Annotated in this window: 12 protein-coding genes; 9 read left to right on the forward strand and 3 right to left on the reverse strand. The window is 71.5% G+C overall.

From position 1 onward, the window contains the following. Positions 1-60: 60 nt before the first annotated feature. The 3 genes from VFZ20_RS32490 to VFZ20_RS32500 all read right to left on the reverse strand — a co-directional run bounded on the left by VFZ20_RS32490 (position 61) and on the right by VFZ20_RS32500 (position 2,592). Positions 61-1,005 carry a beta-propeller fold lactonase family protein gene (locus VFZ20_RS32490; protein WP_329688142.1) on the reverse strand — a complete coding sequence of 315 codons (945 nt, stop codon included), beginning with the start codon at positions 1,003-1,005 and terminating at the stop codon, positions 61-63. Positions 1,006-1,154: 149 nt separating this feature from the next. Continuing rightward, positions 1,155-1,691 carry a hypothetical protein gene (locus tag VFZ20_RS32495; protein ID WP_329688143.1) on the reverse strand — a complete coding sequence of 179 codons (537 nt, stop codon included), beginning with the start codon at positions 1,689-1,691 and terminating at the stop codon, positions 1,155-1,157. A 22-nt stretch (positions 1,692-1,713) separates the two neighbouring features. Next, positions 1,714-2,592: an ABC transporter substrate-binding protein gene (locus VFZ20_RS32500; protein WP_329688144.1), complete on the reverse strand. Its 879-nt coding sequence runs from the start codon at positions 2,590-2,592 to the stop codon at positions 1,714-1,716. 293 nt (positions 2,593-2,885) lie between these two features. Here VFZ20_RS32500 and VFZ20_RS32505 point away from each other — a divergent pair, with 293 nt between their 5' ends. The 9 genes from VFZ20_RS32505 to VFZ20_RS32545 all read left to right on the forward strand — a co-directional run. After that, on the forward strand, positions 2,886-4,721 hold the full coding sequence (locus VFZ20_RS32505) for a methanol/ethanol family PQQ-dependent dehydrogenase (RefSeq protein ID WP_329688145.1): 1,836 nt from the start codon (positions 2,886-2,888) through the stop codon (positions 4,719-4,721). 134 nt (positions 4,722-4,855) lie between these two features. Next, positions 4,856-6,652, forward strand: coding sequence for a methanol/ethanol family PQQ-dependent dehydrogenase (locus VFZ20_RS32510; protein WP_329688146.1), 1,797 nt, complete (start codon positions 4,856-4,858; stop codon positions 6,650-6,652). A gap of 146 nt (positions 6,653-6,798) precedes the next feature. Then, entirely contained in the window at positions 6,799-7,668 is an 870-nt protein-coding gene (locus VFZ20_RS32515; RefSeq protein WP_329688147.1) for a substrate-binding domain-containing protein, read from the forward strand. 11 nt (positions 7,669-7,679) lie between these two features. Next, positions 7,680-8,210, forward strand: coding sequence for a c-type cytochrome (locus tag VFZ20_RS32520; RefSeq protein ID WP_329688148.1), 531 nt, complete (start codon positions 7,680-7,682; stop codon positions 8,208-8,210). Beyond that, on the forward strand, positions 8,207-9,232 hold the full coding sequence (gene coxB / locus VFZ20_RS32525) for a cytochrome c oxidase subunit II (RefSeq protein WP_329688149.1): 1,026 nt from the start codon (positions 8,207-8,209) through the stop codon (positions 9,230-9,232). Before VFZ20_RS32520 ends, coxB begins: the two co-directional genes overlap by 4 nt. 73 nt (positions 9,233-9,305) lie before the next feature. After that, the gene (gene ctaD / locus VFZ20_RS32530; protein WP_349264160.1) at positions 9,306-11,171 is read left to right on the forward strand and encodes a cytochrome c oxidase subunit I; all 1,866 of its coding nucleotides are present in this window, start codon (positions 9,306-9,308) and stop codon (positions 11,169-11,171) included. Continuing rightward, positions 11,168-11,776: a cytochrome c oxidase subunit 3 gene (locus tag VFZ20_RS32535; protein WP_329688151.1), complete on the forward strand. Its 609-nt coding sequence runs from the start codon at positions 11,168-11,170 to the stop codon at positions 11,774-11,776. The genes ctaD and VFZ20_RS32535 overlap by 4 nt, the downstream gene beginning before the upstream one ends. 252 nt (positions 11,777-12,028) lie before the next feature. Further along, positions 12,029-12,415: a hypothetical protein gene (locus VFZ20_RS32540; RefSeq protein WP_329688152.1), complete on the forward strand. Its 387-nt coding sequence runs from the start codon at positions 12,029-12,031 to the stop codon at positions 12,413-12,415. Further along, positions 12,415-13,299 (forward strand): cytochrome c oxidase assembly protein (locus tag VFZ20_RS32545; protein ID WP_329688153.1); only part of this gene is annotated, 885 nt, incomplete at its 3' end. The genes VFZ20_RS32540 and VFZ20_RS32545, both read left to right, overlap by 1 nt.

Here is a 13,299-nt window from a genome sequence, read left to right on the forward strand (position 1 = left end):
CCGGCCCCTCCCCGCTCGTTCCTCGCAGAGAGGGGAGAAAGCCCGGCGCCGGCGTGCAGGTCAGTGCGAGACGGCGATGCCCCAGGGGCGGCTGCCCGTGCGGATGGTGCCCACGACGCGCAGGGTGCGCGTGTCGATGACGGACACCTGGTTGGCCAGGCCGTCCGCCGTGTAGAGCCAGCGCCCGTCCGCGCTGATGGCCACGCCCCACGGCCGCCGGCCCACGGGCACGCGGCCCACGGACTGCAGCGTCCGCGCGTTCAGGACAGTGACGACGCTGGCGCCCCCGTTGGCCACGTACACGCGCGACCCGTCCGGCGAGGCCACCACGCCCACGGGCCGCCCCTCGCCGCCCTCCAGCTCCACGCTGGCCACCACCTCGTGCGCCGGCACGTCGATCACGGACAGCGTGCCGCTCACCTCGTTGGTGACGTACGCCCGCCGCCCGTCGCGGGCAAAGGCCACGGCGCGCGGCCGCAGGTCCACCAGGAACGACGCGGCCACGGTGTTGGTGCGCGTGTCGATGGCGGAGACGGTGTTGCTCGTCTCCGCCGTCACGTACACCCAGCGGCCGTCGGGGCTCACGGCCACGCCCTCGGGCTCGATGCCCACCACGAGCGTGCCCAGTACGCGGTTCGTCCGCAGGTCGATGGCGCTGGCCGTGCCCGCGTCCTCGTTGGACGCGTACAGCCGCGCGCCGTCCGGCGTCACGCCGAACTGCTCGGGGTCCGTGCCCGACGCGTATCGCGCCACGACGCGCCGCGTGGCCACGTCGATGACGGCGATGGCGTCGCCGCCGCTCTGCTGGTTGGGGTGCTCGTCGCTGAGCGCGACGTACACGCGCCGCCCGTCCGGCGACACCTGGATGCCCCGCGGCCGCTCCGGCACGGGGATGGTGGCCACGACGCGCCGCGTGTTGGCGTCGATGACGGACACGTTCCTGGATCCCTCGTTGCTCACGAAGAGCAGCGGGGTTCCCTGCTGCGCGGATGCCACTCCCGGCATGCAGAGCAGGAGCGCGAAAACAAGCTTCCGGACCATTCGGCTTTGAAAACATCTCACGCAGAGCCGCGGAGGCGCAGAGTACTTCGTCGCGCGATGAAGTACTCTGCGTCCTCTGCGGCTCTGCGTGAGAATGCAGTTGTCGTTGATGTTCATCCGCGCGCGGAGTCGGCGGCGAACGGGATGGCGGCGCAGGCTTCCGGGCGACCGCCGCGGCCGTAGACCACCACGTGCGGCGCGCCCGTCAGGCTGTCGATGGGCACGCTCACGTCGCTGGCCGCCTGCCCGCTCCCCAGCGAATCCGCGCTCACGGGAAAGAGCGAGGCGATGCTGGCGCCCATCGCCGTGCACACGCCCCGGCGGATGGCGCCCTCGTACGTCTGGCCGCGCGCGGTCCGCGTGAGCATCACGCGCACGACGGTCGCCTTGCCCGACGCGGCCACCTGCCCCGTGCCCCGCGCCGTCGCCCGGCCCAGCGGCGACAGCGTGATGGGCAGGGTGTCCTGCGGCGGCGCCTTGACGGGCAGCGTGTCGGGCACGGGCGCGGCGGGCGCCGGCCGCGCCGCCCCGTCGTCCGACGACGTGCGCGCGTGGTCGTTGCTGGGCGTGTAGTCCGTCTGCGTCCTGTCCTCGTCGCCGCACGCGGCCAGCACCAGCAGCGCCGCCGCCACCCCCATCCGCAGCCTCATCCCTCTCCTCCGGCGTGAGACTTCAATCCATTCCCGCGCGCGATTCCCCGCACGCGGACGCCGATGCGTCGCCGGCGAGCGCGTCGAGCAGGGCGCGCGAGGAGCCGCCCTCCGCGGGACGCGCGGGCACCTCGGCCACCACGCGCGATCCATCCTCCGTCACCAGGTACAGCGGCTGGCGCAGCTGGCGATCGGATGGGCGAAACGAGAGCGGCCACCCCTTGTGCCCGTCGAACTGCGTCGTCTCGCGCTCCAGGTACGCGCGCAGGGCCGCGCCCTCCACGCTCCGCGCCCGCAGCGACGCCTCCCACAGCGCCTTGGCCGCCATCCACCCCGCCCACGCTGCGCCGTCCATCCCCGCCCCGCCCCACCGCGCGCGAAACCGGTCGTTCAGCTGCGCCGCGCCAAAGCGCTCCAGCGTGGGATGCCAGAGCACGGCCCGCGCCGCCTCGCCCGCGTCCGCCGGCCTCGCGGCGAGGGCGGCGGCGCGCATGGCGTCGCTCGCCTCCACGTGGAAGACGGCGCGGCGGCACTCCGCCCCGCGCAGCACGTCCGCCGCGCAGCCGGTGTCCAGGAACGGCACGCCGGCGGACTCCGCCAGCGCGCCCAGGGCCCGGCACGAATCCACGTCCCATCCGCCCACCAGCGCGCCGACGCCCTCCGCGAGGAACAGCTGGGCCGACGCGACGGAATGCGCCGTCCGCAGCTCCGCGGCGCGGCCCATGAGCGCGCCTGTCCGCGCGGCCTCCTCCACGCCCATCGTCACCCCGCGCGCCAGGGCGCCGTCCGCGTCCGGCGTGACGAGCGCGATGCGCAGCGCGTCCCGTACGCCCACGCGCCAGCCGCCGGCCAGCAGCACGGCGGAGCGGCCCGCAGCCGTCAGGAACGCGCGCCGGTCCATCCATCCCTCGCCCGCGGCCACATTGTCCAATGCTTGTGCACGCTTCGTGTACTTGGGAAACAGGCGCTTGCGGCGATTTGCCAGCAATAGCAGGGCCACACGCGGCACGAAAGCTGCGAAATCCAGAGTAGATGAAGGGGCGGACTCCGGATGTGGAGGCGTGCGTACGCTGTTCCCGCCGTGGCCGCGGTTTTGAATCCGTGTGGATGGTGCGTCCCGCGTTCGGGGCGTTTCCGCCGCATCCATTCCCTGCAACGCTGCACACCGTGCCGGGCGAACGTCCTGAAGGTGTGGTGCGGTCCATCCGTGTGGCGACGGCCCTGGCCGTTCGCCTCGCGCTCCTGTGCCTGGCGGCCGGCTGCGCCCGCGGCGAGCGCCCGGAGACCGACGCGGGCAGCGCCCTGGCCGCCCGCCGCGCCGTCGCGCCCGGCGACAGCCTGGCCGAGGACGGCCAGTGGCTCATCCCCGCCAAGGACTACCAGAGCACGCGCTTCAGCGGGCTGCGGCAGATCACCACGGCCAACGTGGCCCGGCTGCGGCCCGCGTGGACGTTCTCCACGGGCATTCGCCGCGGGCACGAGGCGGCGCCGCTCGTCGTCGGCAGCACGATGTACGTCGTGGGCCCCTATCCCAACCCGCTCTTTGCCCTCGATCTCGCCCGCGACGGCGAGCTCAAGTGGACGTACACGCCCCCGCAGCAGCACGCGGCGCAGGGCGTGGCCTGCTGCGACGTCGTGAACCGCGGCGCGTCGTACGCGGACGGCAAGATCTTCTTCAACACACTGGACAACCAGACGGTGGCGGTGGACGCGCGGACGGGGGCCGAGGTGTGGCGCACCCGCCTGGGCGACATCAACCGCGGCGAGACCATGACCATGGCCCCGCTGGTGGTCAAGGACAAGGTGCTCGTGGGCAACAGCGGCGGCGAGATGGGCGTCCGCGGCTGGCTCACGGCGCTCAACGTCTCGGACGGGAAGATCGCGTGGCGCGCCTACAGCACGGGCCCGGACAAGGACGTCCTCATCGGCCCGGACTTCAAGCCGTTCTACGCGCAGGACCGCGGGACGGACCTGGGGACCAGGACGTGGCCGTCGACGACGTGGCGCGTGGGCGGCGGCACCGTGTGGGGGTGGATCAGCTACGACCCGGAGCTGGACCTGGTCTACTATGGCACGGGCAATCCCGGTCCGTGGAACCCCGAGCAGCGTCCCGGCGACAACAAGTGGACGGCCGGCATCTTTGCCCGCGACCCGGACGACGGGCAGGCCCGCTGGTTCTACCAGTGGAGCCCGCACGACGTGCACGACTACGACGGCATCAACGAGAACGTGCTGCTGGACCTGCCCATCGGCGGGCGTACGCGCAGGACCATCGTGCGGGCGGAGCGCAACGGATACATGTACGTGCTGGACCGTGCCACGGGGCAGGTGCTCAGCGCCGATCCGTTCGTGCACATCACCAGCTCCACGGGCGTGGACGTGCGGACGGGCGTGTACCACCCCGCGCCGGAAAAGTACCCGCACATGGGGCAGGTCACGCGCGACATCTGCCCGGCCGCGCCCGGCGCCAAGGACTGGCAGCCCACGGCGTTCTCACCGCGGACGGGGCTGCTCTACGTGCCGCACAACAACCTGTGCATGGACGTGGAGAGCGTGGAGGCCAACTACATCGCCGGCACGCCGTACGTGGGGATGAACGTGGTGATGCACGCCGGCCCCGGCGGCCACCGCGGCGAGTTCACGGCGTGGGACCCCGTGCGCCGCCGCCCCGCGTGGAAGATCCGCGAGCGCTTTCCCGTCTGGAGCGGCGCCCTGGCCACGGCCGGCGACGTGGTCTTCTACGGGACGATGGAGGGGTGGTTCAAGGCGCTGGACGCGCGGACGGGGCAGCTGCTGTGGCAGTTCAAGACGGAGTCGGGGATCATCGGCCAGCCCATCAGCTACCGGGGGCCGGACGGAAAGCAGTACGTCGCGGTGCTTTCCGGCGTGGGCGGCTGGCCGGGCGCCGTGGTCGCGGGCGACCTGAACGCGAACGACAGCACCGGCGCCCTGGGCTTTGCCGGGGCCATGCGCGACCTGCCGCAGGCGACCGGCCGCGGCGGCACCCTCTACGTCTTCGCGCTGCCATGATCGGGACGAGTGCGAAAGTGCGAAAGTGCGAAAGTGCGAAAGTGGGCGCGCGCCGCCTTCTGCGCGCGTTTGCCCGCCATTCCCGGTTCCCTGTTCCCTGTTCCCTGCTGTTCGCGCTGGCGCTCTCCGCGTGCATGGACAAGCGCACGTCCGGCGAGCAGGGCGCGGCGGGAAGGCAGCCGGGCGAGCTGCCGGCGCTGGCGTCGCACTTCAGGCCCACGACGCGCAACGTCACGGTGGCGGAGGACGGGCAGTGGACCATGCCCGCGCGCGACTACGCCTCCACGCGCTTCAGCGGGCTGGCGGAGATCAACACGCGCAACGTCTCCACGCTGCGGCTGGCCTGGACCTTCAGCGACGGCAACTTCTACGGGCACGAGGGCGCGCCGCTCGTCGTGGGCACCACGATGTACTGGGTGAGCCCGTTCCCCAACAAGCTGTACGCGCTGGACCTTACCCGGCCCGGCGCGCCGCTCAAGTGGGTGTACGAGCCGCCCGTGCAGCCCGCCGCGCAGGGCGTGGCCTGCTGCGACAAGGTGAACCGCGGCGCGGCGTACGCGGACGGGCGCATCTTCTTCAACACGCTCGACAACCAGGTGGTGGCCGTCGACGCCGCCACGGGGACGGAAGCGTGGCGGGTGCGCATCGGCGACATCAATCGCGGCGAGACCATGACCATGGCCCCGCTGGTGGTGAAGGGAAAGGTCCTCGTGGGCAACAGCGGCGGCGAGATGGGCGTCCGCGGCTGGCTCACGGCGCTCAACGTCTCCGACGGCACCCTCGCCTGGCGGGCGTACAGCACGGGGCCGGACAGCGACGTGCTCATCGGCCCCGGCTTCAGGCCGTTCTACGAGCAGGACCGCGGGACGGACCTGGGCGTGACGTCGTGGCCCCCGGGTGCGTGGCAGACGGGCGGCGGCACCGTGTGGGGGTGGATCAGCTACGATCCCGCCCTGGACCTGGTCTACTACGGCACGGGCAATCCCGGTCCGTGGAACCCCGAGCAGCGCCCGGGCGACAACAAGTGGACGGCGGGCGTCTTTGCCCGCGACCCCGACGACGGGCAGGCCCGCTGGTTCTACCAGTGGAGCCCCCACGACGTGCACGACTACGACGGCATCAACGAGAACCTGCTGCTGGACCTGCCCGTGAACGGGCAGACGCGGCCCGTGCTCGTGCGGGCGGAGCGCAACGGGTACATCTACGTGCTGGACCGCGCGACGGGGCAGGTGCTCAGCGCCGACCCGTTCGTCCACATCACGTCGTCCAGGGGGGTCGACCTCAAGACGGGCGCGTACCAGCCGGAGCCGCGCGCCACGCCGCGGATGGGGCAGGTGATCCGCGACATCTGCCCGGCGGCGCCCGGGGCCAAGGACTGGCAGCCCAGCGCCTGGTCGCCCCGCACGGGGCTGATGTACATCCCGCACAACAACCTGTGCATGGACTACGAGGCGATCGAGGCCAACTACATCGCCGGGACGCCGTACGTGGGCGCCAACGTGACCATGCACGCGGGCCCCGGCGGCCACCGCGGCGAGCTCACGGCGTGGGACCCCGTGCGCCGCCGCCCCGCGTGGAAGATCCGCGAGCGCTTTCCCGTCTGGAGCGGCGCCCTGGCCACGGCCGGCGACGTGGTCTTCTACGGGACGATGGACCGCTGGTTCCGGGCCGTGGACGCCGGCACGGGCCGCATCCTGTGGCAGTTTCGCACGGGGTCGGGGATCATCGCGCAGCCCATCACCTTCCGGGGGCCGGACGGAAAGCAGTACGTGGCCGTGTTCGACGGCGTGGGCGGATGGCCGGGCGCCGTGGTCAGCGGCGACCTGTCCACGCAGGACCCGTCGGCGGCGCTGGGCTTCGTGGGCGCCATGAGCGACCTGCCGCTGGCCACGGACAAGGGCGGCACCCTCTACGTCTTCGCGCTGCCATGATTGGGACGAGTGCGAAAGTGCGAGAGTGCGAAAGTGCGAACGTGGGCGCGCGCCGCCTTCTGCGCGCCGTTGCCCGCTATTCCCTATTCCCTATTCCCTATTCCCTGATCCTTTTCGCCGCGTGCAGTTCGCCGGACCAGGCACACGTGGCGGATGCGATCCGGCGGACGACCGTCGTGGACTCCACCCCCGCGCCGATGGCCGTCCCCGCCGCCCACGTCGTGCAGCCGCTGCGGCCGGACCAGCGGGTGGACGCCAGGGGCCGGCGCGAGCTGCGCGTCTGCGCCGATCCCAACAACCTGCCGTTCAGCAACGAGGCGGGAGAGGGGTTCGAGAACCGCATCGCGGCGCTCATCGCCCGGGAGATGGGCGCGACGGTCAAGTACACGTGGTGGGCGCAGCGGCGCGGCTTCATCCGCAACACCCTGCGCACGGGCGAGTGCGACCTGGTGACGGGCATCCCCGCCAGCTTCGAGCTCGCCCTGCCCACGCGGCCGTACTACCGCTCCACCTACGTCTTTGTCTACCGGCAGGACGCGGAGTTCGAGGTCCGCTCGTTCGACGATCCCGTGCTCAAGCGGCTGACCATCGGCGTGCACCTTATCGGCGACGACGGGGCCAACGCGCCGCCGGCCCACGCGCTGAGCAAGCGCGGGATGATCGAGAACGTGCGCGGCTACACGCTCTACGGCGACTACGCGCGGCCCAACCCGCCGGCCCGCATCCTGGACGCCGTGGCGAGCGGTGAGCTGGACGTGGCCGTCGTCTGGGGCCCGCTGGCCGGCTACTTCGTCCCGCGCCAGCGCGTGAAGATGAAGATCGTCCCCGTGCAGCCGCAGGTGGACCTGCCGTTTCTCCCCATGGTCTACGACATCGCCATGGGCACCCGCCGCGACGACGCGCTGCTGATGAACGAGGTGCAGGAGATCCTCCAGCGCCGGCGCGCCGAGGTGGAGGCCATCCTGGACGAGTACGGCGTGCCCCGCGTGGGCCCGCGCCGCATCCCGAGCGAATGAGGCGAACCCGGATGAAGCGCACTTTTGCACGCTCGCACGTTCGCACGCTCGCACTGCTGCTGCTTGTCACGGCGTGCGACCGCGAGCAGCGCTCGTTCCGCGAAACGCCCCCCGGCGCCACCGCCATGCCCGCGGTGCAGACGTCGGAGCTGCAGGCCGGGCCCAGGACGGTGGACCCGTCGCAGGGCGCCTACCAGGAGAACCGCTGGGCCGTGGGCCAGGGGCAGACGTTCTACGCGCAATACAACTGCGCCGGCTGCCACGCCCCCGGCGGCGGCGGCGGCATGGGCCCGCCCCTCAACGACGACGAGTGGATCTACGGCAGCGACCCGGAGAACGTCTTCGAGACCATCGTCCAGGGCCGCCCCAACGGCATGCCGTCGTTCCGCGGCCGCATCGACAACGCCCAACTGTGGCAGCTGGTGGCGTACGTGCGCACGATGAGCGGACTTACGCCGCCGGACGTGTGGCCCGCCCGCAGCGACCACATGCAGGAGACCAAGCCCGCGACGGACGCCCCCGCGGAGCGGCAGCTGCCGTGAGCACCCGGCCTCCTTTCCCGCGGCTGATTCGATCCGCGCACCTGCTGGCCGGCGCGGCGCTGCTGGGCGCGTGCGGCCGCCAGCTGAGCGCCGTGGACCCGGCCGGCCCGCAGGCACGCCGCATCGGCGAGCTGGGGCTGTTCCTGACGGTGGTCGGCTCCGTCGTCTGGATCCTCGTCGTGGGCTTCCTGTTCTACGCCGTGTGGCGGGGACGGCGGCGGACGGAGAGCGCCGGCGGGCCGGAGGTGGAGCGGACGATGTGGCGGTGGACGATCGGCGCCGTGGCGGTGACGACCGTCATCCTGCTCGTGGTGCTCGTCTACAACTTCGACACGGGGCGCCGCCTGGCCCGGTTCCCGGACGAGAGCGCCCTCGTCGTCCGCGTAACGGGGCACCAGTGGTGGTGGCAGGTGGACTACCAGGATCCCCGCTACGACCGGCGCTTCACGACGGCCAACGAGATCCACGTCCCCGTGGGGCGCAAGGTGCGCATCGAGGTGCAGTCCGGCGACGTCATCCACTCGTTCTGGGTGCCCGCCCTGCACGGCAAGCTGGACCTGATCCCCGGCTACACGGGCGTCACCGCGTTCCAGGCGGACCGGGCCGGCGTGTACCGCGGCCGCTGCGCCGAGTTCTGCGGGCTGCAGCACGCGCACATGGACGTGCTGGTCATCGCCCAGGCGCCGGCGGAGTTCGCCGCCTGGTACGACGCCCAGGTGCGCGGCGCCGCCGTCCCGGCGGACTCGCCGCAGCAGAAGGGGCAGCAGGTCTTTCTTTCCCGCGGCTGCGTGATGTGCCACACCGTGCGCGGCACGCCGGCCGGCAGCCGCGTGGGCCCGGACCTCACGCACGTGGGCAGCCGTCGGACCCTCGCGTCGGGCACGCTGCCCAACACGCGCGGGCACCTGGCCGGCTGGGTGGTGGACCCGCAGCGCATCAAGCCGGGAACGCAGATGCCGCCCAACCCGCTGCCCAGCGACGAGCTGCACGCCCTGCTCAGCTACCTCCAGAGCCTGAAGTGACCCGGAGACCCACGTGGCGAGCACCGAACAGCAGGTAGCCGTGAGCCTGGCCGACGCCGACGAGCGCGCCGTCATGGAGCGCACGTGGGCGCCGCGCCACGGCTTCGCGGGCTGGATGATGGCGGTGGACCACAAGTCCGTGGCCAGGCGGTACGTGGCCACGGCGTTCCTGTTCTTTCTGCTGGGCGGCCTGGAGGCGTTCGTCATGCGCCTGCAGCTGTCCCGGCCCGAGAACCGGCTGGTGGACCCGGACCTGTACAACCAGCTGTTCACCATGCACGGCACCACGATGATGTTCCTGTTCGGGGTGCCCGTGCAGCTGGCCGTGGCGCTGTACCTGGTGCCGCTGATGGTGGGGACGCGCAACATCTCGTTCCCCCGCCTCAACGCGTTCGGCTACTGGACGTACCTCATCGGCGGGCTGCTGCTGTACGGCGGCTTCATCCTCAACACGGGGCCGGACGCCGGCTGGTTCAACTACGTGCCCCTGGCCGGGCCGGAATACTCGCCGGGCAAGCGCGTGGACGTGTGGGCGCAGACGGTGACCTTTACCGAGATCGCCGCGCTGGTGGCGTCCGTGGAGATCATCGTCACCATCTTCAAGCAGCGCGCGCCGGGAATGTCGCTCAACCGGCTGCCCCTGTACGTGTGGGCCGTGCTGGTGACGTCGTTCGTCGTGATCTTCGCCATGCCGTCCGTGGCCCTGGCGAGCATGATGCTGGCCATGGACCGGCTCGTCGGCACGCACTTCTTCAACCCGGCGGAGGGGGGCGACCCGCTGCTCTGGCAGCACCTGTTCTGGTTCTTTGGCCACCCCGAGGTCTACATCATGTTCCTGCCGGCCACGGGGTTCATCAGCGAGATCATCCCCGTGTTCGCCCGGCGCAAAATGTTCGGCCACACGGCGCTGGTGCTCTCCCTGGTGGCGACGGGGTTCCTGGCATACGGCCTGTGGGTGCACCACATGTTCACCACGGGCATCCCGCAGCTGGGGCAGAGCTTCTTCACGGCCGCCAGCATGATGATCGCCATCCCCAGCGGCGTGCAGGTGTTCTGCTGGCTGGCCACGCTGTGGGCCGGCCGGCCGCGCTTCGCCACGCCCCTGCTGTTCGCCCTGGGCTTCATCGTGCTCTTCGTCCTGGGCGGCATCACGGGGATCATGGTGGGCTCCGTGCCCTTCGACCAGCAGCTGCACGACACCTACTTCGTCGTGGCGCACCTTCACTACGTGCAGATCGGCGCCTTTGTCTTCCCCCTCTTCGCCGCCGTCTACTTCTGGTTCCCCAAGGTGACGGGGCGAATGCTGTCGGAGACGCTGGGGCGCTGGCACTTCTGGCTGTTCTTCATCGGCATGAACGTCACCTTCTTTCCCATGCACTTCCTGGGGCTGATGGGGATGACGCGCCGCGTGTACACCTACCTGCCGGAGCACGGCTTTACGGGCCTCAACCAGCTGGCCACCGTGGGCGCCGTGCTGATGACGGCCGGGATCCTCGCCTTCCTGGCCAACGTCTTCCGCTCGCTGCGGAGCGGCGCCCCGGCGGGGGACGACCCGTGGGGCGCGCACACGCTGGAGTGGTCCACGCCGTCGCCGCCGCCGCCGTACAACTTTCAGCACATCCCCGTGGTCCAGGGGCTCTACGCCCTGTGGGAGCGCACGCCGGACCGCCCCGTGGTGCGCGGGCTGAACCCCGAGCGCCGCGAGATCCTGCTGACGACGGTCCTCGACGCCGAGCCGGACGCCCGCTACGCGCACCCGGGCCCGACGATCGCGCCGCTGCTGGCCGCCCTGGCCGTGGGGGTGACGTTCGTGGGCGGCATCTTCACCACCTGGGCGTTCGTCATCGGCCCGGCGCTCATGTTCCCCGCCCTGCTGCGCTGGCTGTGGACGCAGGACGAGCAGCAGGGCCCGTCCACGCACGCGGAGGACTACGCATGAGCGCGCCGCGGACGGGCATCGACGTCTCGGCCCTGTCGACGGTGGTCTTCGGCAAGCGGACGGTGCTGTGGTGGGGCACCTTGGGCTTCATGATCATCGAGGGATTCACCCTCGTGCTGATGATCGCCAGCTACCTGTACCTGCGGCAGAACGAGTTCGACTGGCCGCCGGGCCGCACGCCGCAGCCGGACCTGCTGATCCCGACGATCAACACGGTCCTGCTGCTGGCCGTCATCATCCCCATGCGCCGGGCGGACCGGGCGGCCAAGCGGATGGACCGCGCGGCCGTGGTGCCGGCGCTGTGGATCGCCACGGGGATGACGGTCGTCGTCAACGTGCTGCGCTGGTTCGAGTTGATGGCGCTGAACGTAAAGTGGGACGCGCACGCCTACGGGTCTGCCGCGTGGGGCGTGGTGGTGCTGCACTCCACGCTGATCGTGGTGGACGTGTTCGAGACGGGGACCATCGCGGCCCTGTTCATGACGGGCAAGGCGCGCCGCAAGCACTACCCGGACGTGAGCGACGCGGCGTTCTACCAGTACTTCCTGTCGCTGGCGTGGATTCCCGTTTACCTGGTGGTCTACTGGGGCCCCCGCGTGCTGTGATACCGAATCTGCATGAACACTGCACATCGATGCTGAATTCCTGAGGGAGCGCCGCGCGGAGCTCACCTGTTCGCGAGACTGTGGCGCGACCGAAGGATCTCCCTCGCGGAGCAGGGTCTTTGCCGCCGGACCGGGTCCGTGCCCGGGCGGGAAGATCCTTCGGGGCCGCACGCATCCAGCGCGCCCGGGTTCGTGAGGGCCCCTCAGGAAAACAACTCCTTTTCCGGATGCGGTATGAGGGAGCGTACGCACATGGCTGATTCGCCGGGGGAGATCCGGCACTTTCGCGAGCCGCGCGGCGTGGCGGCCCTGTGGTTCGCCGTGCTGGCGGGGCCGCTGGCGTGGATGCTGGGGCTCAACGCGCAGTACGGCCTCGTCCGCGTGGCGTGTGCCAAGGACAACATGCTGTACCTGCACGCGCTGAGCGTGCTCACGCTGGCCCTGGCCCTTTCGGGCGGATGGGTGGCGTGGCGCGAGTGGAAGCGCGCCGGCGGGGAGCACCCCGGCGAGGAGGGCGGGACCATTCCCCGCGCCCGGTTCATGGCGTTCCTGGGGATGCTGGCCAGCGCGCTGTTCTCGCTGACCATCCTGGCCCAGTGGACGGCCAGCTTTTTCCTGAACCCCTGCATGGGAATCTGATGCGCCGCGCCGCCGTCTCCGGCGCCGTCGCCGGATGGATCGCGCTCGCCCCGGCGGACGCGTGGGCGCACGCGGGCCGGCCCGTGGCGCCGCACGACGCGTGGACGGCGTGGAGCACGGACCCGGGCGTCTGGATCCTGCTGCTGGCGAGCGGGTGGCTGTACGCGCGGGGCGTGGAGCGGATGTGGCGGCGCTCCGGCACCGGGCGCGGCATCCGGCGCTGGCAGGCCGGCTGCTTCGCCGCGGGGTGGACGGCGCTGTTCGTGGCCATGGCGACGCCCCTGCACGCCATGGGCGAAGCGCTGTTCAGCGCGCACATGGTGCAGCACGAGCTGCTGATGGCCCTCGCCGCGCCGCTGCTGGTCCTCGGCCGGCCCGTGGTCCCCCTGCTCTGGGCCCTGCCCCTATCCTGGCGGCGGCGGATGGGTAGATGGGCGAAAGCGGCACCGGTGCGGAGCGGCTGGGGACTGCTGACGGCGCCGCTGGCCGCGTGGCTGCTGAACGCGCTGGCGCTGTGGGCGTGGCACCTGCCGGGGCTGTACCAAGCGGCGCTGCGCAGCGAGGGGCTGCACGCGCTGCAGCACGCCAGCTTCCTGGGCACGGGACTGCTGTTCTGGTGGACGGTGGTGCACGGCCGCGAGGGGCGGATGGGGTACGGCGCGTCCGTCTTCTACCTGTTCGCGACGGCCATGCATAGCGGCGGCCTGGGTGCCCTGCTCACGTTCGGGGCGCGGCCGTGGTACCCGGCGTATGCCGGCGCCGCGGCCACGTGGGGGCTCACTCCGCTGGAGGACCAGCAGCTGGCGGGGCTGATCATGTGGCTGCCCGGCGGGCTGAGCTACCTCGTGGCCGCGCTGGTGCTGATCGCTGCGTGGATGCGCGAG

This window comes from Longimicrobium sp. (assembly GCF_036280135.1).
GTDB lineage: Bacteria > Gemmatimonadota > Gemmatimonadetes > Longimicrobiales > Longimicrobiaceae > Longimicrobium.

Excerpts from the sequence above, each read along its gene's own strand:
- VFZ20_RS32490 (WP_329688142.1), bottom strand. The coding sequence starts at position 1,005 with ATGCCGGGAGTGGCATCCGCGCAGCAGGGAACCCCGCTGCTCTTCGTG.
- VFZ20_RS32495 (WP_329688143.1), bottom strand. The coding sequence starts at position 1,691 with ATGAGGCTGCGGATGGGGGTGGCGGCGGCGCTGCTGGTGCTGGCCGCG.
- VFZ20_RS32500 (WP_329688144.1), bottom strand. The coding sequence starts at position 2,592 with ATGGACCGGCGCGCGTTCCTGACGGCTGCGGGCCGCTCCGCCGTGCTG.
- VFZ20_RS32510 (WP_329688146.1), top strand. The coding sequence starts at position 4,856 with ATGGACAAGCGCACGTCCGGCGAGCAGGGCGCGGCGGGAAGGCAGCCG.
- VFZ20_RS32520 (WP_329688148.1), top strand. The coding sequence starts at position 7,680 with ATGAAGCGCACTTTTGCACGCTCGCACGTTCGCACGCTCGCACTGCTG.
- ctaD (WP_349264160.1), top strand. The coding sequence starts at position 9,306 with ATGGAGCGCACGTGGGCGCCGCGCCACGGCTTCGCGGGCTGGATGATG.
- VFZ20_RS32535 (WP_329688151.1), top strand. The coding sequence starts at position 11,168 with ATGAGCGCGCCGCGGACGGGCATCGACGTCTCGGCCCTGTCGACGGTG.
- VFZ20_RS32540 (WP_329688152.1), top strand. The coding sequence starts at position 12,029 with ATGGCTGATTCGCCGGGGGAGATCCGGCACTTTCGCGAGCCGCGCGGC.